Source organism: Mucilaginibacter sp. OK098 (assembly GCF_900142915.1).
Lineage (GTDB): Bacteria > Bacteroidota > Bacteroidia > Sphingobacteriales > Sphingobacteriaceae > Mucilaginibacter.
In genome coordinates this window covers 514,953-533,339 of sequence record NZ_FRCM01000001.1, presented here as the reverse complement: position 1 = coordinate 533,339, position 18,387 = coordinate 514,953, and the positions used below count along the sequence as shown (strand labels likewise).

Annotated in this window: 21 protein-coding genes; 10 read left to right on the top strand and 11 right to left on the bottom strand. The window is 41.5% G+C overall.

What is annotated here, in order from left to right:
* Positions 1 to 75 precede the first annotated feature (75 nt).
* From BUE31_RS02140 to BUE31_RS02110, 7 genes are all read right to left on the bottom strand, one after another.
* Positions 76 to 915: a hypothetical protein gene (locus BUE31_RS02140; RefSeq protein ID WP_073399802.1), complete on the bottom strand. Its 840-nt coding sequence runs from the start codon at positions 913 to 915 to the stop codon at positions 76 to 78.
* A gap of 10 nt (positions 916 to 925) precedes the next feature.
* Complete coding sequence (locus tag BUE31_RS02135) at positions 926 to 2,032, bottom strand: hypothetical protein (protein ID WP_073399800.1); 1,107 nt, start codon at positions 2,030 to 2,032, stop codon at positions 926 to 928.
* Between the two features lie 41 nt (positions 2,033 to 2,073).
* Entirely contained in the window at positions 2,074 to 2,661 is a 588-nt protein-coding gene (locus BUE31_RS02130) for a hypothetical protein (protein ID WP_073399798.1), read from the bottom strand.
* Positions 2,662 to 2,877: 216 nt separating this feature from the next.
* A complete protein-coding gene (locus BUE31_RS02125; protein WP_073399796.1) occupies positions 2,878 to 3,993 on the bottom strand; it encodes a hypothetical protein in 1,116 nt (371 codons plus the stop codon).
* A 47-nt stretch (positions 3,994 to 4,040) separates the two neighbouring features.
* A complete protein-coding gene (locus tag BUE31_RS02120) occupies positions 4,041 to 5,042 on the bottom strand; it encodes an RICIN domain-containing protein (protein WP_073399794.1) in 1,002 nt (333 codons plus the stop codon).
* 79 nt (positions 5,043 to 5,121) lie between these two features.
* Complete coding sequence (locus BUE31_RS02115; protein ID WP_073399792.1) at positions 5,122 to 5,667, bottom strand: hypothetical protein; 546 nt, start codon at positions 5,665 to 5,667, stop codon at positions 5,122 to 5,124.
* A 36-nt stretch (positions 5,668 to 5,703) separates the two neighbouring features.
* The gene (locus tag BUE31_RS02110; protein WP_073399790.1) at positions 5,704 to 6,972 is read right to left on the bottom strand and encodes an OmpA family protein; all 1,269 of its coding nucleotides are present in this window, start codon (positions 6,970 to 6,972) and stop codon (positions 5,704 to 5,706) included.
* 161 nt (positions 6,973 to 7,133) lie between these two features.
* Here BUE31_RS02110 and BUE31_RS02105 point away from each other — a divergent pair, with 161 nt between their 5' ends.
* From BUE31_RS02105 to BUE31_RS02060, 10 genes are all read left to right on the top strand, one after another.
* Positions 7,134 to 9,122: an ATP-binding protein gene (locus BUE31_RS02105; protein ID WP_073399788.1), complete on the top strand. Its 1,989-nt coding sequence runs from the start codon at positions 7,134 to 7,136 to the stop codon at positions 9,120 to 9,122.
* 2 nt (positions 9,123 to 9,124) lie between these two features.
* Positions 9,125 to 9,739 carry a response regulator gene (locus BUE31_RS02100; protein ID WP_073399786.1) on the top strand — a complete coding sequence of 205 codons (615 nt, stop codon included), beginning with the start codon at positions 9,125 to 9,127 and terminating at the stop codon, positions 9,737 to 9,739.
* Positions 9,740 to 10,244: 505 nt separating this feature from the next.
* Complete coding sequence (locus tag BUE31_RS02095; protein ID WP_073399784.1) at positions 10,245 to 11,207, top strand: fibronectin type III domain-containing protein; 963 nt, start codon at positions 10,245 to 10,247, stop codon at positions 11,205 to 11,207.
* A 5-nt stretch (positions 11,208 to 11,212) separates the two neighbouring features.
* Positions 11,213 to 11,713: a hypothetical protein gene (locus BUE31_RS02090; RefSeq protein WP_073399782.1), complete on the top strand. Its 501-nt coding sequence runs from the start codon at positions 11,213 to 11,215 to the stop codon at positions 11,711 to 11,713.
* Positions 11,710 to 12,174, top strand: a complete 465-nt coding sequence (locus BUE31_RS02085; protein WP_073399780.1) for a toxin-antitoxin system YwqK family antitoxin — start codon at positions 11,710 to 11,712, stop codon at positions 12,172 to 12,174. The genes BUE31_RS02090 and BUE31_RS02085 overlap by 4 nt, the downstream gene beginning before the upstream one ends.
* A 5-nt stretch (positions 12,175 to 12,179) precedes the next feature.
* On the top strand, positions 12,180 to 13,445 hold the full coding sequence (locus tag BUE31_RS02080; protein ID WP_073399778.1) for a hypothetical protein: 1,266 nt from the start codon (positions 12,180 to 12,182) through the stop codon (positions 13,443 to 13,445).
* Positions 13,427 to 13,786, top strand: coding sequence for a hypothetical protein (locus tag BUE31_RS02075; protein ID WP_073399776.1), 360 nt, complete (start codon positions 13,427 to 13,429; stop codon positions 13,784 to 13,786). Before BUE31_RS02080 ends, BUE31_RS02075 begins: the two co-directional genes overlap by 19 nt.
* A complete protein-coding gene (locus BUE31_RS02070) occupies positions 13,783 to 14,289 on the top strand; it encodes a PulJ/GspJ family protein (protein ID WP_073399774.1) in 507 nt (168 codons plus the stop codon). The genes BUE31_RS02075 and BUE31_RS02070 overlap by 4 nt, the downstream gene beginning before the upstream one ends.
* Positions 14,276 to 15,424 (top strand): type II secretion system F family protein, encoded by a 1,149-nt coding sequence (locus BUE31_RS02065; RefSeq protein ID WP_083619257.1) that lies wholly within the window; start codon positions 14,276 to 14,278, stop codon positions 15,422 to 15,424. The genes BUE31_RS02070 and BUE31_RS02065 overlap by 14 nt, the downstream gene beginning before the upstream one ends.
* 27 nt (positions 15,425 to 15,451) lie before the next feature.
* Positions 15,452 to 15,649, top strand: a complete 198-nt coding sequence (locus BUE31_RS02060) for a hypothetical protein (protein ID WP_073399772.1) — start codon at positions 15,452 to 15,454, stop codon at positions 15,647 to 15,649.
* Positions 15,650 to 15,764: 115 nt separating this feature from the next.
* On the opposite strand, the gene BUE31_RS02055 is transcribed toward BUE31_RS02060, so the two are convergent.
* From BUE31_RS02055 to BUE31_RS02035, 4 genes are all read right to left on the bottom strand, one after another.
* Entirely contained in the window at positions 15,765 to 16,205 is a 441-nt protein-coding gene (locus BUE31_RS02055; RefSeq protein ID WP_234997734.1) for a hypothetical protein, read from the bottom strand.
* Positions 16,206 to 16,279: 74 nt separating this feature from the next.
* Entirely contained in the window at positions 16,280 to 16,720 is a 441-nt protein-coding gene (locus BUE31_RS02050) for a hypothetical protein (RefSeq protein WP_073399768.1), read from the bottom strand.
* Positions 16,721 to 16,725: 5 nt separating this feature from the next.
* Positions 16,726 to 17,316, bottom strand: a complete 591-nt coding sequence (locus tag BUE31_RS02045; protein WP_073399766.1) for a hypothetical protein — start codon at positions 17,314 to 17,316, stop codon at positions 16,726 to 16,728.
* Between the two features lie 628 nt (positions 17,317 to 17,944).
* Positions 17,945 to 18,352 carry a hypothetical protein gene (locus BUE31_RS02035; protein WP_073399762.1) on the bottom strand — a complete coding sequence of 136 codons (408 nt, stop codon included), beginning with the start codon at positions 18,350 to 18,352 and terminating at the stop codon, positions 17,945 to 17,947.
* Between the last annotated feature and the right edge of the window lie 35 nt (positions 18,353 to 18,387).

Below are 18,387 nucleotides of genomic sequence, written 5' to 3'. Positions count from 1 at the left end.
TTTGTCAATATTGAATTTTGGGCCGCTCACAGGCCAGGCTCGCCCCAGCCTGCTTTGCGACGCCATCCCTAACAATTATCTTTCAATTAAATCACTTAATTTTTGCCAGTCAATCAGCTTTATGGCTTCATCAATATCTGCCGAATCGCCTTTAAATGTTACCACGATATTTTGAACCACCAGCTTACCGATACGGGTTTTGTCGAAGCCGATAGCATAACGGGTTGTGGTAAGGCCATCGCTACCTGTTGATGTGGTTTTGCTGCTAACCTGTTTACCAAGAAACACTACTGCATTATCATAATAATTTCCCGACATACTCACGCGCCCCCCGTCCATTATAGGGCAATCAACAGACCGAATCCCCTTTACTGCCAGCGTTGCAGCTATAGGCAACGGGATTGTTACCGGTGGCGTTTTACCGCAATAAGATATTGGGAAAGCGCCCGTAACACCGGATGAAACATTGGCATATATATAAATGCCCAGTTTGCTTTTGTTGGTAGCCTTAAGGCAAGTTGCAACCTGCTGCCCGTTGGTGTAATCAGTTACCCCTTTCATGGCTGCCATCATAAGGCCACTGCTCTGCTCGTCGGGCATTACAAAATCTACCTGCCAATCCAGCGCCCAGGGATCCCCATGCCCAATACTGGTTGGGATATCGGCGGTACAGTCATGCCATTGGGTTGGGATGTCGCACCAATATTTTATCGCGTCGAAACTGTTTTCCGGGGCTGTTTTCCAATCCTTGTAAACATGCGGCAGTGATGCGTATAACGACTGGTGAAGGCTGTTTAAAAACCGTGTCTCGGCTGGCGTTTGCTTGCGGAAACCTGCTTTAACATCTTTTTTTTGTGCCTGCGCATTAAAGAGCAAACAAGCGAACAACACTGATAATAACACTATTTTTTTCATGCGGATATTATTAATATGCTTTCCTTATTTTAAATACACCATAAACGGTTCCCCGGTTAAAGGTTTTATCCTGTCCGGTTTTGTTGTTCCATATAGTGGAGCTGATGGTGCCTTTTATGAAATCGCCGTCCATACTTGTTATGGTAAGTGTACCACCACATTTTAACCTTTGAAGGCTTTGATTGCCTTGCATGGCGCATGCGCAGGTTTTTATGCCGGGCCGCAGGTCGGGACTGAACGATATCGCATTTGATATACCGTTGAACGGATGTACCCCTTTGGTTAACCCGCCGGTATAAGTTATTATCATTATACCGGATCCAGCGGCTGAAGGGTGACCGGGGCCCAAATCGCGCCCGAGGCCTATAAACTTTATTATTGTTACATTATTTGAAGGGTCGAATATTGCATTTGCGTTACTGGTAAGGCTTACCAGGTTTACATTGCTGGCTTGTACCGCTGCATCAACATGGTTTTTTTGAGCCCGCAGTCTTGCCCTGTCGGCAGCCGGTATACGGGCCAGGATGGCCGGGTCGATAGCTGCAACTGTTGACGGATTGGTGGCAGACGCCTTGGCACCGGTTGTTTTCTGGCTGTAACGCGCATCGTTAATGCCTGATGCTGGCACATTAAAAGCAAAAATATTATCCCCGTCTTCAAAATACAAGGTCTTCAACAACACCACTTTAGGCAGGTCGTGCCCGGTGGGTATCAGCTCTACCGAGATCACCATAGTATTATCCCCTGGCGCCTGGCCTGGAGCGGTATAGCGCACTAAATATTCATCAACTATATCCAATGAACCTCCACCCTGCAAAATCTTCCAGTTTTGGGCATGATATGAGATGGGTAAATCCGCACTTGCCAGCGTATGTGCAGCATCAGACATGTGTACGGGGTGCCCATCTCCGTTTGCCTCGCCGGTTACCGAATTAACATCAGGCGGGATAAATACATCGATATTTATTTGCGTTTGTTCGCCGGCCGACAAGATGCTTTTTTCGGCGTTGAGCGACAAACGACCGCCACGCATTGCCCTCACTAAATCGGGGCCGCTTTGGGCAAACAATTTTGCGGAAATCAGGATAAATACCGCTATGCTAAAATATCTTTTCATCTTATAAATATTAAGTTTCAATAATCTTCCCTAACTCTATTTTACTTTACTTCCAGTTTAACATTTTTAATTACCGCATAACTGCCCTGGTGCGTTTCGCCACCGTTAGCTGTAACATTAAAACTAAAATTCATGGAACCTTTTAGTGCAGTAAGTGCATTCCATACAGGCTTATCGCTTTCGTTGCTGAAATTTACCAGTAGCACCGCCGTTGTAAACCCACCAGAAGCAGGTAAACTGCTTTCACCGCCCTTCATTTGTAATGATCTGCTAAAAGCTATATCACTATTGTCGCTTTCAGGGTCGAAGGTGCCGTAAAACGATAGTACATCGCCTTGGGCCGGTTTAAATTTATAAGTGATGGTAAGTTGTATAGTAGCGTTTGCAGGTATGGCAAAGTGCAGCTTATCATTGCTCAGCCCTATAGAAGGCCTCCAGTTTGCCAACACGCCTTCGCTCACACACTTATTTTTCACGGCCATTAACATGCTGTCTTTAGTAATAAACACGTTTTTACAGCCGGGAGCATTGTTGGTTTCCCACCTTAAAAATGGCGGCAACGTAATGGTTTGAGCGTGTATAGCCGATGTTATAAATAACAGTGCTGCCAAGTAAAATTTATTTTTCATGTTTTTGATAGATAGATTTTAATAATGCGTTGTCATATATTCGAACATTTCGCCATCGCACAGGCCTGCGACCGTGCTGGTGAGTTGCGCCCTTTCAGGGCTTTCAGTTTTGGGTTCTACCTTATTATTACTGAGCCTGAAAGGGGCAAATCCGTTAGCGCAGGTCAACGGCCTGCGCTAAACAGGCCATAAACAATGCTTTCCCATAGCTTTATTCTACAAATCGTGTTTACATAGGTAAAGGTTACCGTTATTGGTGTCAACGTCTAAAAACACAATCACTTCCTTGTTGTCAAGTACCACCTTAGTGGGCGCTGATGCATTTTCAAATATGGTACCATCCGAGAAGTACAGACCACGGTATCCCTCCCATGCCATACCCGTTTCATTGGCGTTTAAAAACACGCGTTTTAAATCAACAGGGTTATTAAACTTGTAAAACAGAGTGCCGTTACGTTCCATAACCAACGAATTACCGATAGAGGGGATGTAAAAAACATTACCCGTATTGCGTAGCCAAATTTGGTTGTTCGATGGGTCGTTTATTGTATAAGTGGCTCCGGTTGATAGGATCACCTTCTTATCCACGCCAAACAGCGCTGCCGTAATTTTACCGTCGGGGCTAATAAGGGGCAGTGCGCCGTAGCCTTTTGGCAGGGTTATTTGGGCACCATTTGACGGATTTAAATGATAGCTCATTCCACCTGTAACGCTCATCCCTGCTACAGCAACAACTGTTGAGTCGGCATTATGCGCAATTTGCGCCATTGCAAAGCGGCCTACCACTTTTCCATTAAAAGTAAAGGTTTGTTCGGCCTTGCCGGGGATCATGCCACTGGTAACATTATGCCCGTTTTTCAGCATGGCATTGCCCATATCAGTTTGCGTAAAATCTTTGCTGAACAGCTCAATCTCGCTGCCATTTTTTAAAGTATTACGGTTGATATTGGGCGGTGTTTCGCCGGTTTTTTGAAGCCGACCGCCGCTATAGCTATACACCACTATATTAGATTCGGCTATTTTAGCCACTATTTGGTTGTTCGCAACCTGTACAGACAGGAACCATATATCAAAGCCGTCGGGATGGTTGCCCCGTTCCGCTTGGGTGTAGCTCATTAATACCGTTCCAACTGTAGCAGGATCGGTGTACTTTACCATGCTGCCGTCCGGAGCCTTTGACGAACCTGGACTGCCCGCCTGGTTTACCACCTGGCTTTGCACATCTTTTGAAGCGCCACTGGCTAATTTATTTTTTAGCTTACCTAAAATACCCTGCGCGTTAAGCGTGGTTACCGCTGCAAGTAAGACTATGGTGTATATTATTTTTTTCATTGTTTTAGGTTTTTATATTAGTCAGTGCTGTAAAAGCACCTTGCTTATCAGGGTTGCTCCATTAGCCAACCCGAGCAAAAATTATTAACAGGAGTTTTTGATTGGATCAATACACCGTTAGCGGCGATGCACAGGTAGCCGCCCGTCATCAGGTTACGGAACCTGAAAACATTTTGGTCGTTGGTAGATTCCATTGTCCAAAAGCCTGCGCGGTCGTTATAATTATCTGTAAACGTTACATAGCCGCGCTGGTCAACCAACAGGTAGTTCTCTTTCCATCTATTTTTCAGGTTAACATAGCGGCTGTTGGGTATGGCTATAACCTGCCATTGGGCGCTCCACCAGCCTACATCAATATTTGTTGCCTCCGGCGGGCCTTGCTGGTTATTCAGGTACATGTTGTTAAAGTTGTTTTTCAGTTTTACAAAGCCCTGCCCGTCAGCCGGAGGTTGCGGGCTATTTTGGTCACCTGCTACAGATATCAGTTGCGGGCCACCTATTGATGCCGATGAAAGTGGCGTTAGCTGGCTGGCAAGGTAGGTTGCCTGCACATCGGGCAGGGTATTTAAAGGGGTAATTAAAATAGCGGTGGTGCTTATGGTTTGGCCGGGTTTTATCCAGTAGCCTATTTGCACAAATTGTTTCTTCCTGTCAACCTTTTTGGGGTCGCAGTCGTTCACCATCGCCAGCACGTTGCAGGCTTCTGCATTAATAATTGCTTCTTTTGATGTTAGCCTGGCGCCGGTAGCGTTCAAACAATTAAACTGGGCCAATTGGTCTGATACGTTGTTCAACACGTTCCAACCCTGTTTATATAGCATTATTTTGCCCTGGTTCGTAGTGTTACGAACGTAAAAACTTACCGAGTAGCGGCTAAAATCGCCTTTATTGCTTACGGTCTTTACTTCGGTTGATTTGATAACGTAACCCAATTCAAGTCCGTCAACCAGTGCCGGCTGCTTATCGGTTATAGGGAAGGTGGCGGGCTGCGCAAGTAAGCCGCAATATATCAGCATACCAATGCCGATCAAAAAAAGCATCTTTTTCATATTGTTGGGATTTTTAAAGCAGGCCTGTAATAATTACCGGCCTGCTATGTAGTTTTTATTCGGTATGCTAAGCTTATTGCTATTCCCCTGCCGAACCGGAAATAGACCCGGTAACATCAGTAATAACCGTATTTTTTGGATCGGTGTTATCAAAATTCGACCCTTTGATAGCTACCGATGGTATAGTAAGCGATATTTTTCCTGATGCGCTCACTGCTACTGTTATTGATGTGCCGTCTAACCCGGTAGTTCCATACAAACCCTGTTTGGCCACGGTTACCTTATCTATTATCAAAGCAGCTACCTGCCCTGCCGCAATTTTAGTAGCATCGCCAACTACAGTATATGTGCCTGCTTTGGGTTTAGCGGTGCCTGCCCAGAAAAATATAATGGCCGCCTGTGCCGATTTATCAACCGATTGACCTGTTATACCCAGGGCATTCAGGTTTTTTGTTCCGCCTGATATTGATGTGGTAGAATCGGCAGCTGCTGTTTCTGTATATGCAGTTCCGTTAACCGTAAACTTAAAGGTTGTATTGGTTGGCGTAGGGTCGTTTTTGGTGCTGCACGAGTATGCAAAAAACGATAAGGCAACCAGTGCTAAGTACATTACTTTCTTTTTCATAGTAGTTATTTTTGAGTTTATTATTTTAATTGATGTTTATTGTTTTACAAATTCAACCCGGCGGTTATTCGCTTTGCCTTCGGGTGTAAGGTTATCGCTGATAGGTTTAGTGTCGCCAAAACCCTTGGTAGTAAGGCGTGAGGCATCAACGCTCATGGTTATCAATTGTGCTTTTACGGCATCAGCCCGCTGTTGTGAAAGTGTTGCGTTGTGGGCTGCTCCACCGGTATTATCGGTATGCCCATCCACCTCAAATTTCAAATCGGGGTTATCTCTTAATATGCCAACTATCATGTTAAGTGTACCCATGCTTTCGGGCTTAATAGTAGCCTTGTCAATATCAAAGTTTATCCCGTGGGTGATAATTTTAGCATCTGTAAACTTTTTACCCAGCATGGTCATTCCACCGCCGTTGGCAACGCGTACATTGGCTATTATGATAGGGTTGTTTGGATCGCCTATTCCCTCTATATCAAATGCACGGGGCTTGGTGCCCAGGTTTGGCGCAACTGCAACGCGATACTGGTCCACATATACCTTAATCTGGTTATTACGGTAAGCAATAGCTATGTGATGCCATTTATTCAGATACTTTTCTCCAAGGATGTCTGCCGGGATCTTTCCCTGCAAATCAAGGCCGGTTGTTTTGTTTACAACCCCAATTACGTCGGTACCTAAACTTACATAGGCCTGGTCACTTGTTGCAGCAATTGCGTTGGCGTTACTGTTGTAGAAATATAGTTTGGGGTGATACCCGCCGCTGCTATAATCGTCAAACTCAATAGTAAATGCATCACCCAGGTACGATGGCGATTTAATCAGCGGGCTAACATGTGCATAGTTGCCATCTGTCAATAAAAATGCAGGCCGACCGGCTATCGTGTTAACCACAGCCTGCCCTGCGCCTAAGTTCCAATGTGCCGGAAACTCGCCGTTTTGGTCGTCCATAAAGTTATCATCAAAAACAATCTGGTCGCCGGGCACAAAGTCGTAGTTATTGTAGGCGCTTATTGGGCCTTGTTGATTAACCATCCCTTGCGCAGACTGAGTTGGAGGCGGCAGAGCTGCCGGAGCGTTTGCTGCCGCGGCAGGTGCTGAGTCTGTTTTTTTCTTCTTTTTAAATAAACCCTTTATGGCCCCGGCTGCTTTATCAACCCCACTGTTAATGGTGCTGCTTTCGGTGTTGTTTACCTCGCTGGTGCCGGCTTCTTTGGCTACTTCACCTGGTTTTAGTATTTGTGCACTGCCAAGCTGGGTTAGCGAACCCAGGGCTATTGTGGCAATTAGAATTTTAAAATACTTCATGATATTGTTTTGTTTTATTAGAATGAACAACTTTTAATACTTATTACAATCCAAAAGTATCTTGTTGATGACCAACACCATACTCCCTAAAAAGGGAGTTTTTTTATGAAAAAATAAATCTCACTTTTACATTGTTGCTTATATATAATATATAATAATAAATGAGGTACCTTTTACTGTTTTCGTTTTACCTGGTCCTTTCGCCTTTTAAAAGCGCGGCCCAGGATAATGCAAAAGATCGTGCGAAGTATTTTGCTGCGGTTAAAAACTCGATGGACGACAGCACCAAAATGATGAACCTGATTGGCCTGGGGTATAAGGTATATGCCGGCAGCAAGCCTGATTCGGCTCTTTATTATTACAATATGGCTTATGCTATAGCAATCCGTTTAAAAAACAAAACAGGCCTGTTAAAGTATTATGCTTGTTATGGTGACGTATTAAGCTCAAAGGCCAAAAACTTTGAAGCCATAAACATGGCATTAAAAGCTGTTGCCCTGGCAGAAACCACCAATAACGATTATTTTAAAGGAGCAGCCTATAATAATATCGCCGGTTGTTATACCGATGCCTCGGATATTGAAAAGGCATATGCTTATTACTTGAAGGCTGTTGCAGCCTATGAAAGGCTTAACGATAAAAAACATCTTGCCGCTGTTTATGCTAATATACTGGGGATCTTTTCTTCTGTAGGCCATTCGCCGCAAAAGGCGCTTGAATACGGATTAAAAGCAATTGCGGTTAGCAGGTCTGTTAATAACGAAAATGTGCTGCAGGAAGCCTTGTTAAACGTAAGTTTTGTTTATGTGAATTTGGGAAAATTAAATAAAGCGTTAGCCCTTTTAAAGGAGGCAAAAGCAATTAGCGAACGGTTAAACGACAAAATTGCGCTGTTAAGTGAGCTGGTAGCGTTTAATAATATTTTCGTTTTGCAGGATAAGTATGATCTATTGAAAAATTATACAGATGAGATAATGCTGTTGAGTAAAGAAACCGGAAACAAAAGAGTCCTTGCTGATGCAGAATATTTTTTAGCGTTATACGCATTTAATCAAAAAGACTACGTGTCTGTTAAATCGCACCTTAAAACATCAGTGGCTATTGCTCAGGAAACCGGGGCAATTTTGGTTGAGGAGAAAGATTACAGCGTACTTGGCGATGTTGAACTGCTCACGGGAAATATTGCGGCATATCACCATAACCGGCTTTTAGAGGATTCAGTAAGAGCAAAACTTCATGCAGACCAGATCCTGATAAATACCCAGGAGCTTGAAACTAAATATAACGTATCAAAAAAAGAGGCAGAAATAAGTAACCTGAATAAGGAAAAGCAGATCAGGGAGCTTACACTTCAAAAACGCAGTATTTATATAGTGGTTTTAACCTGTGCCGTAGTGGCATTGCTTATTATAGCCTGGCTATTGCGCAACAACAGCATCCGTAAAGAAAAACTGCTAATATCTGAAAGAGAATTAAAGGAACAACAGATCCAGATATTGGAAAAAGAAAAAGAATTATTATCAACGCAAGCCTTGATGGAGGGGCAGGAAGCTGAGCGAAGCCGCCTTGCTAAAGATCTTCATGATGGACTTGGGGGAATATTAACAGGTACCAAATATTCTTTAAGCAGTATGAAACAAAACATGATTATTAGTGCAGAAAATGCTGCAGCCTTTGAAAAAACAATGAACATGCTTGATCAGTCAATTACTGAACTTAGGCGTGTGGCGCATAATATGATGCCGGAAAGTTTGCTTAAGTTGAGCCTGAACGATGCGCTTGAAGATTACTGCCACCAGGTTACACACAGTGGCGCTCTGCCTGTAACTTATCAAAGCTTTGGCATTGATAAGTTACAGGCAGACGAAGCCGTTAAAATAGCAGTTTACCGCATTGTGCAGGAGTTGATAAACAATGTTGTTAAGCACGCTGATGCTAAAAGCGCCATAGTGCAGATCACCCTTAAAGAGAATGTGTTAGGGATAACGGTTGAAGATGATGGTAAGGGGATTGAATTATCAGAGTTGTCAGTTGCAGAAGGCATGGGCTACAAAAATTTAAAAAGCAGGGTCGACTTTTTGAAGGGGAATATAGATGTGAAGTCGGAGCCGGGCAAAGGAACGTCAATATTTATTCAATTACCGGTTTAATTATGATAAAGATCATCCAGGTTGAGGACCATAGCTTAGTGACGGAGGGCGTAAGGGCATTTATTGCTGCTGAAGCTGATATGGAGTATACTGCTTCCTGTAATAGCGGCGAAAACCTGGTCCAGGTATTGCAAAGCCGGCAACCGGATGTTATTTTGATGGATATAAACTTGCCTGATACAACAGGGATTGAGCTTTGCAAGCTGGTAAAAGACAAATACCCCGGGATAGTTGTTTTAGCATTGAGCATAAATAACCAGCCGGGAATTATCCGTAAAATGACCGAAAGCGGAGCCAGCGGCTATGTTTTAAAAGATGCATCAAGGCAGGAGATAATTGAAGCCATAAGAACTGTGGCAAAAGGCAAAACCTATTTTAGCCGCTCTGTATCAATGGCGCTTCGTAAAACCGATGCCACCGACCTCCCGCCGCTTACCAGACGTGAAAGGGAAGTTCTTGAGCTGATTGCCGATGGTTATACCAATCCGCAGATTGCAGAATCGCTTTTTGTGGATGTTACCACTATTGATTTTCACCGCAAAAACATGCTGTCGAAATATAAAGTAAAAAACACGGCAGCACTAATAAAGGTGGCTGTAAGTAATAATTTGATTTAATTAATTCCTTAGAAAGCTTTATTTTATTAGTGCCAAAAGATGGCTATTCAAAATTTCCCTGCTAATAATTTATTTGCAATTTCACAACTTAAAACACTATGTACAAGCATATTACAAGATAGTTTTAAAATTGCCCTGGGCTTTAATTTTTAACCAGCGAGGTTTTAGCGCGCTGTTTAGGGAGGCTATTTGCAAACACGTAAAATACCGATTAATGAGCTGTATTGTTTTTCACAAATGGTTGTGTCATCGCCAACATGTTCTTTTGTTGACGTATGCATATGTATTTGCTGTATCGTTCATACCTCCATCCCAGATAATAGCGGACTTAACCGCGTTCTTCGCCCCCAAGTTCTCTTTGGCTTTATGCTCTGCCTCGTCTCCCGCTTCGGAGAGTAAAACCCAATCACTTTTCCAGATTACCTCTTTAATTATTTTCCGGTTAATTAAGCAATGTTTGTTTCCAATTAAAACAATACCAAAGAAGTTTGTAATTTAGTGCGGAATGAATTTAAGACTAAAACTTTATCCGTTATCGGCCCTACTGATGATTGGAATTGCGTTCCTGGCATCCTGCGATGCAATCATTGAGCCGTCAATAAGCAAGAAGCAAGTTATACTGGAGGCCCCCGCCGACCAGTATCAAAGCAGCAGCTATTCCATAAATTTTTGGTGGGACGAAGTTGAGCATGCCCTATCGTACCGCCTGCAGGTGGTTTCGCAGAGCTTCGCTTCTCCCGGCGGCCTGGTACTTGACACCGTCGTTACAAAAAACCGGTTTTCATTTACCCTTGATCCGGGTAAATACCAATGGAGGGTATTGGCACAAAATGGCAGCTCGCAAACCGCATTCGCAAACCCAAGGGACCTGGAAGTTGAAGCGTCATCAATTAAGCTACAAACTGTCCAGCTTAATTCACCGGCCAATAATCTCATCACCAACCAAAGTGTACAAACTTTTCAATGGGGAAGCTTGTTTGGTGCTACCAAATATCGTTTCGAGATCGATACCAATAATTTTTCAAACGAAAGCACCATATTGTCCAACCAAATTATTCCGGGGCAGCAGCTTAATTATACTTTCCCAAAAGACCAGTCATACCAATGGCGGGTACGGGCTGAAAATGATACCGCGCAATCCAGGTGGTCGGCCATAAATTCAATAATTTATGACCATACTCCGCCTGCTGTACCCGCGTTGGTTTCACCAACTAACGGGCAAACTGTAAGTCTGCCGGTTACACTGCAGTGGGGTGCGGTAACAACTGCTGTGCGTTATAAGCTTTATGTGTTTAAAAGTGATTCCACTTCACTTTATAATACCAGCTTTCCATTATCAGTAACCACAACGAGTTATAGCTTCAACCTGGGCAGCCCGGGTGACAAAATATACTGGAAAGTATCTGCCCTTGATGCTGCCGGTAATGAGGGGCAGGCAAGTGAGTTAAGAAGCTTTGTTTTACAATAAAGGTCATGAAGAACAAAAAAGTCACCTATCTTTTAGGGTTGATAGTAGCAATAGTATGGGGCATTATCATTTATCGTATTTTTGACGCCGCAGCAGGGAGCGATGATACTGTTGTACCTGTGCAAACCAATATTAAAAAAGAAGCCTATAATGATTTTTCCATCCCTAAAGACACCGCTCATTTGCTGTTAAACTACCGTGATCCATTTGGGGTAACAAAGCAAAAAGATACAAATGTTGTCGCAGTCAAACGAATTCAGAATAGGATCATCCCTGTAACGCAAAAGCCTGCTATGAACTGGAATTTTATCCAATATTCGGGCTATATCCGCAACCCGGCGTCAAAGAAATTAATAACTTTGATAAGTATTAACGGTCAAAACGAAATGCTTACTGAAGGTGAGGTTAAGAGACAAGTTAAGCTGATCAAAAACATGCGCGACTCGATCAAGATCAGCTATAACGGGAAAATAAAATACATAGCAATAAAGCCATCTGGTTTATGAAAAGATTAATCACCATCGCTTTTTGTTTGGTTAACGGGGCCATTTACGCCCAGGATCTGCCCAATTCAGGCTTTGAAAAGGTAAGGCTCATTGAGCCGACTAAGGTAATTGTGGCAGAAATAAAACAGCCAACCTCAAAACCTGATGTTAAAAAAGACCTGTTTTATGTATGGTATGGCGCTAATACAATTCATGCTACGCAAGGCGGCTACAGCGGCAAGCTGCTAAACGGCCAGTACAATGAGTATTATTTAAATAAGAACCTCAGGGAACAGGGAACTTATAAAAATGGCTTAAAGACCGGTAGCTGGAAAGACTGGAACGAAGACGGCACATTATTGCATAAGTCATCATGGAAAAATGGCATAATTTTGCCAGATAGCACCGTTTCATTTTGGAAGAGGTTACCCCTTATCAGAAAAAGAAAACGCCAGCCGGAAAAGGCTGATCCAAAAAGTTAGCCTGAATGATCAAAGCTTCTGCGCTGTATATCGTCATTGTTATTGCCCTGGTAATCGGGCTGCTTTGTTCTTCCTTAATTGTTGCCGCTTATTTATACAGGATCCAATACCAGCGGAAATTCAGGCAGGATCAGCTGGAAAACAATATAAGTTCAGGTACAAACATCCTGTTAAATAGCACGGACACTTCTTTTACCCGTGAAAAAACATTCAGCCTATTTAGCAACGAAATGGATTCGGTTTCTATACAAAGGATTCCGTGGGGCGTATATGACATAGGGACGGTCAAAGCTTTTGCACAGAGAGATACATTGTTTAAGTCTTTTTCTTTCGCAAACACTATCGACTCCACTAAATGGGCAGCGCTTTATTTAATTGATGAGGACAGGCCATTTTCATTAAGCGGCAAAACCACCATACGTGGGGATGCCTATATCCCCAAAGCAGGTGTTCAGGCTGCTTATATTGATAATAAAGCCTATGAGGGCGACAAGCGATTTATCATCGGCACTAAACATAACAGTGAAAGAAAATTACCTCCATTGGATGAAAAAAGATTAAAGCAATTTGAACAGTATTTTACCCAGGCTAATATTGGTGATAGCACGCTCTCTAAAAAGGATTCTTTACAAAACTCTTTTTTACGACCTACCCACGTTTTCAATTTTAAGAAAACAGCCAAAACCATTGAAAATATTTATATAAGCGGAAATGTTATATTATTTTCAGACACAACCTTAACTATTGATAGTACCGCTGTTTTTAAAAACATCCAGGCGTATGCCAGGGCAATTATTGTTAAATCTGGGTTTCATGGCAGTTGCCAGCTGTTTGCCACCGATTCTATACGGGTTGAACAAAATTGCGAGCTTGGTTATCCTTCCTGTTTGGGTGTTTTGCGTTTTAAATCTCCAGTTGTTAATTTTCAGGCTAAAGTCTCAATGGGGAAAAACGTCAGTTTTAACGGACTGATATTTACCTATGATAAAATGGACAGTCAATTAAAGCCATTAATTATAGCTGATAAAAATGTTAAAATAACTGGCCAGATTTATTCGCAGGGAATTGTGCAGTTGAATGATAAAAGCGAAATTGATGGTAGTGTGTTCACCAGTCGTTTCTGGTACAAAAATTCATTTACGCTGTTTGAAAATTACCTGATTAATGCCACTATCAACTCGAAAGCATTATCGCCCTATTATTTAAGCAGTGGGTTATTACCTGTTTCAGGAAAAAAGAAAAAAGTTTTACAATGGCTGGAAGCAAATTAAAAGGGCGGGTAAAGGCTTCCAGCATATTGGAGGTTATTGTATCAATGGTGATCATTGTTATCGTTTTCGGCATTGCTATGATGATCTACACCAACGTTTTACGATTATCTCTATCTGTAAAAAAACTAAAAGCGCAAGCCTTATTACAGGAAACCATGTTGAAGGCTGAACACAGTTCTGAAAACACAACCCAATCTGTTACCACAGGCGATTTCAGGATTGAGCAGGAAGTAAAGCCTTACCAGGATAATGCGGGCCTTACCGAAATACATTTAACCGCTTTTGACGCCAACCAGCAAAAAATTGCAGAATTACAAAAGGTGATTAATAGTAAGCCATGAGTAAATATAAAGTACAAGCATTTACAATAATGGAAGTAACCATCACTATGCTGATTGCTGCCATACTTATTGCTGTTACTTATACTTCGTATTCAATCGTCATCAAATCCTATAATTCATTTACCAATAAGAATAATGACATGGCTGTTTTAGTAAGCCTCGATCATGTTTTAAAGCGTGATTTTGAACAATCCAAGACTATTTTGAAGGATTCAGCCGGTTTTTCTTTCAGGAAGGAAAGCATTTTAATACGATATGAGTTTTCTGCGGATTATATTGTTAGAAAAGCTGCAAGGATTGATACCTTTAAAGTGCAAAATCAGGATGTTAGTGCAAGCTTTGAAAATGTGCCTTTACTGGAGTTGCAAACTACAGCGGCGCAAAATATTATAGATGAACTTGACTTTGAAACTCTATATCAAAAAGAAAAGATTGGTTACCATTATCATAAAACTTACAGTTCCGAAAACCTGATAGAAAAGAATCCAAATGCCATCAATTGACCTGAGCAGATACGAAGCAAAAAAAACGGTTAAGCCATCAAAACAAAAAGATGAAGGTGGCCTTATGGCCCTGCTTAATCGTGACATCAGCTTTGGCAGTAAGGAGCTGAACGATAAGAAGAAAGAGTACCTGTACCTTGAGCTTAGTTCTTTGCTGCAGGCAGGCATTAACTTAAAAAGCAGCTTTGAGCTGATCACTGCAGACCAGCAAAAAGAGAAAGACAAGGAACTTTATAAAAAGATCCAGGAGGCTGTTTTAGGCGGAACTACCTTTTCGCAGGCATTGAAGCAAACCGGGAAGTTCTCCTTGTACGAGGTTTACAGCTTACAGATAGGGGAAGAAACCGGGAAGCTGATAGAAGTATTATCCGACCTCGCTAAGTTTTACCAGAACAAAATAAAGCAGCGCCGCAAAATAGTTTCGGCCCTCACCTACCCTTGCGTGGTGTTGACTACCTCTTTAGGTGCTGTGTTTTTTATGCTGAAATTTGTTGTACCTATGTTTGGCGATGTATTTAAACGTTTCGGCGGGAAACTACCATGGATCACCGAAAAGATCATCAGCGCTTCAAATGCCATGGAAAACAACTTTTGGCGGTTTATTATCTTAGTAGCACTGATAGTTGGCTTCATCCTGTTTACCCGCAAAACACAAAAGTTCAAGCAAATATTTTCACAGATCCTGCTGCGCACACCGCTGATTGGTAACCTGGTACAAAAGATCTACCTGGCCCGGTTTTGTAACTCCATGCGCTTACTGATCAACGCGCGGTTACCACTTTTACGGGCAATTGCCCTCATCAGGCAGATGATCAACTACTACCCTATCGAATCATCACTACAAAAGGTGGAGGATGATATTATGAAAGGAAAATCACTGTACGAAAGCCTGCAGCAGTTTAAAGTTTACCCTTCCAAAATGATCCAGCTGATAAAAGTTGGTGAAGAAACCAACCAGCTCGACCTCTTTTTTGGCAAGATCTCCGAGCAATACATTGATGAAGTAGAATACAAAACCTCAACCCTAAGCAGCATGATGGAACCCCTTATCATCATATTTTTAGGGCTGATAGTTGGGGTTATTTTGATAGCGATGTACCTGCCGTTATTCCAGATGAGCAATAGTTTTCAGTAGGTACTATAGCGTGTTCCGCGAAACAAAGTGCACAACGGGAACAAATGGAACAAAATCAAGCCTTTTGAAACAGCATGGAACAAGTGGAACAGGTGGAACAAGATCTCAATTGCACAACCTCAAATACACAGGTATAAATTATTGGAATACAAATGGCTTGAAAAGCAAAATAGCCTGCAGGTTGTTGTCCTGCGGGCTACTTTGCTTGTTGGTTACCTGTCCTAAGGTCTCATCAGGAACGGTATTCTTTTTGCTGTAATTGCCATATTTTTAGAATCCATAATACTGTAACTGCAAAGGAAATCTGTTACGAGCCCAGCGAGCTTCATTTTGAAAACATTTATTTCTCTTTAGGAAACCAACCTCGAATAGAAGTCAGTACTTGTAAGAATCCCCCAAAGGGATAACCTTTTTCTATCGTAAGTGTGAAAGTTTTATTATTTACATCTCTTAAAATTATTTTACTAAAATCGGCCCAACCTTTGGCGCCATGCGCTACTTCACCAGGCATATCAATATTGCTATAAACGAGTTCTGCGAGATTCATAATTCTTAAACCTTCCGAATTCATCGAAAGAATCCGTTTTGTGGTTAACATGGTCCAGTCTGAAGCGTTAAACCGGCAAACAATTAGTGGAATTTCATCACCTTCAAGGAAGTGCTGCAACTCTTCATACTCGTGTTTATTTTCATCTGTTATGATTTTTGTATAAACTCCCTGGCTTTCACTTCCACCAAATTTTTTTAGTACAATAGGAATTTTTTTTAGGGTAACTGCCATATTTTTAGAATCCATAATAATGTAACTGCAAGGGAAATCTATTACGAGCCTGGCGAGCTTCAGTTTGAAAACATTTATTTCTCTTTAGGGAACAAACCCTGGATAAAAGACAATGCATTTAAAAATCCCCCCATGGGATAACCTTTTTCTATAGTGAGTGTGAAAGTTTTATTATTTACATCTCTTAAAACAATTTTACTAAAATCGGCTAAACTTCTGGCCCTATTAGCTATTTCCCACTTCCTGTCAACGTCGCAATAGGTGAGTTCCGCATGGTTCATGATTCTTAAACCTTCCGAGTTCATTGAAAGAACTCGATGTGTTGTTAGCAAGGTCCAATCTCCAGTATTAAGCCTGCAGACAATTAGCGGAATTTCATCACTTTGAAGGTAATGCAGTAGCTCTTCATACTCATGCTTGTTGTCTTCTGTTATGATTTTTGTGTAGGCTCCTTCACTTGCACTTTCGCCAAAATACTTTAATACAAGCGGAATTCTTTTTGCGGTAATTGCCATTTTATTTATTTAATATTAGTTAGTATTTTGTTTAAAATTATGCCATTAGTACTTGCTGTGGCAGTATAACCAAAATTTCCAGCCTTTTGCAGTAAATATTTAAAAAATGTGGTATTAGAAAAAGTTGATCCATGAATCGATATTTGAGTTGCGCCAGCGGCAATTGCCTCGTTTTCATACGTTCGCATTACCTGCCCTAAACCAAGCAAGTTTCTATCACCCTCTATTTTAATATACTGAACGTTGATATTGTAGGTGCCATCCACCAATTGAGCGGTAGCATAAGTGTCAAACATTCCAATCGCTTTTCCGTTACCTTGAAGGTTGTCAAGTAGTAAAAGGGGGTTCTCTCGCTCGATTAAACTCTGAGTTGTTGGAAAAGTAAAAGTGCCACTGTTATGAATACTAACAACCGGGGGGGATGATGTGGCAGCTGCAGGAGTTGAGGTAGCTGCGGGGGTAAGTTCCTCTTCAAGGTCAGGAGGGGTTACAAATTCATTTGCTGCTGAGGCTCCGTCTGCTATAGGTGCATTAATTGGCTGATCAACATGAGGTACAGCCCCCGCTGCCGCAAGCGTCCTCGGCTTGTGGCCCATGTGCTAAGTAATCCAACTGTTTAATCTATAAATCTTCCTGTAATTTATAATTGCGGCTCATAAATTAAAAGTACAATTTGTGGTTGTACTTTATAAAGCAAAATAGCCTGCAGGTTGTTGTCCTGCAGGCTATTTGTTTATTGGCTACCGGCCCTGCGGGCCACAAGCCGGAGACACATGCGGCAGCGACAGAAAAAACCTTGCGGCAGCTGGCGTATTGGATCATCAAAGGTGTAGGTCTAAGGTGTTATACGCCTGTCAATTTCTGCCAGCGGATCCACAATCGTCCACCTTGCTATTACAAGATCATATAACCTTGCGCCCTAATCGGATTACTGGCTATGAGGCTTGCCTCTGTTTACTACCATAGCGGATTTGATATGACAATCCCAACCAGCAAGGCTAAAATTAATGCATGAATTACGTATGACCATTTATTTGCACAATTTATTGTATAACGATTAGTATAGGGGCTGTAGACAAATAATTTTTTAGTTGTATGATCAAAGTAAAATATAAATTTATAATATTTTTTACTGTCTTCACTTCCTGATTCCATATATAATTATTTATAAAAGATAAAAAAACGTCATTTTGAGTCATTTAAGTAAATAATTCTAGGAGTTCTTTATCCTGCAAAATATTTTTTCAAAATCTCCCAATCTTTTTGATCTAACGCTTTTCTGCGAACTATCGCTTGTTTTACTCCATTGTCATACAAAATAAAACTATCGTTCTTTAATAAAACGGTGCTCTCTTTTTTAAGATAAATCTTAGTAGCCGGCTTAAAAATTAATTTATTTATATAATCTATTGTAAATGTATCACTGTCGAACTTAATATAATGTGGTTCCAATCGGTTCAAATAAATCACGATTATACTTCCAAAGCCGACAATTGTAGTACTAATTTGGTATTTAGCACTACTGGACATATCAAGGTCTAAAAAAATAAACGTACTTAGTAATATTCCTATCCCTATAAGCCAATATAAGCTCCTTGTTAAATAATAGCTCTTCAAAACGATTGTATTCATAGTTGATTTTTTCAAATTTAATTATTTCCTGTTAA

What these genes read in the sequence shown, in the direction of transcription:
- BUE31_RS02120 (WP_073399794.1), bottom strand. Translation starts at nt 5,042, where the DNA reads ATGAAAAAGATGCTTTTTTTGATCGGCATTGGTATGCTGATATATTGC.
- BUE31_RS02125 (WP_073399796.1), bottom strand. Translation starts at nt 3,993, where the DNA reads ATGAAAAAAATAATATACACCATAGTCTTACTTGCAGCGGTAACCACG.
- BUE31_RS02080 (WP_073399778.1), top strand. Translation starts at nt 12,180, where the DNA reads ATGATCAAAGCTTCTGCGCTGTATATCGTCATTGTTATTGCCCTGGTA.
- BUE31_RS02095 (WP_073399784.1), top strand. Translation starts at nt 10,245, where the DNA reads ATGAATTTAAGACTAAAACTTTATCCGTTATCGGCCCTACTGATGATT.
- BUE31_RS02100 (WP_073399786.1), top strand. Translation starts at nt 9,125, where the DNA reads ATGATAAAGATCATCCAGGTTGAGGACCATAGCTTAGTGACGGAGGGC.
- BUE31_RS02135 (WP_073399800.1), bottom strand. Translation starts at nt 2,032, where the DNA reads ATGAAAAGATATTTTAGCATAGCGGTATTTATCCTGATTTCCGCAAAA.
- BUE31_RS02035 (WP_073399762.1), bottom strand. Translation starts at nt 18,352, where the DNA reads ATGAATACAATCGTTTTGAAGAGCTATTATTTAACAAGGAGCTTATAT.
- BUE31_RS02065 (WP_083619257.1), top strand. Translation starts at nt 14,276, where the DNA reads ATGCCATCAATTGACCTGAGCAGATACGAAGCAAAAAAAACGGTTAAG.
- BUE31_RS02140 (WP_073399802.1), bottom strand. Translation starts at nt 915, where the DNA reads ATGAAAAAAATAGTGTTATTATCAGTGTTGTTCGCTTGTTTGCTCTTT.
- BUE31_RS02045 (WP_073399766.1), bottom strand. Translation starts at nt 17,316, where the DNA reads ATGGGCCACAAGCCGAGGACGCTTGCGGCAGCGGGGGCTGTACCTCAT.
- BUE31_RS02130 (WP_073399798.1), bottom strand. Translation starts at nt 2,661, where the DNA reads ATGAAAAATAAATTTTACTTGGCAGCACTGTTATTTATAACATCGGCT.
- BUE31_RS02085 (WP_073399780.1), top strand. Translation starts at nt 11,710, where the DNA reads ATGAAAAGATTAATCACCATCGCTTTTTGTTTGGTTAACGGGGCCATT.
- BUE31_RS02055 (WP_234997734.1), bottom strand. Translation starts at nt 16,205, where the DNA reads ATGGCAGTTACCCTAAAAAAAATTCCTATTGTACTAAAAAAATTTGGT.
- BUE31_RS02110 (WP_073399790.1), bottom strand. Translation starts at nt 6,972, where the DNA reads ATGAAGTATTTTAAAATTCTAATTGCCACAATAGCCCTGGGTTCGCTA.
- BUE31_RS02105 (WP_073399788.1), top strand. Translation starts at nt 7,134, where the DNA reads ATGAGGTACCTTTTACTGTTTTCGTTTTACCTGGTCCTTTCGCCTTTT.
- BUE31_RS02115 (WP_073399792.1), bottom strand. Translation starts at nt 5,667, where the DNA reads ATGAAAAAGAAAGTAATGTACTTAGCACTGGTTGCCTTATCGTTTTTT.
- BUE31_RS02090 (WP_073399782.1), top strand. Translation starts at nt 11,213, where the DNA reads ATGAAGAACAAAAAAGTCACCTATCTTTTAGGGTTGATAGTAGCAATA.
- BUE31_RS02075 (WP_073399776.1), top strand. Translation starts at nt 13,427, where the DNA reads ATGGCTGGAAGCAAATTAAAAGGGCGGGTAAAGGCTTCCAGCATATTG.
- BUE31_RS02070 (WP_073399774.1), top strand. Translation starts at nt 13,783, where the DNA reads ATGAGTAAATATAAAGTACAAGCATTTACAATAATGGAAGTAACCATC.
- BUE31_RS02050 (WP_073399768.1), bottom strand. Translation starts at nt 16,720, where the DNA reads ATGGCAATTACCGCAAAAAGAATTCCGCTTGTATTAAAGTATTTTGGC.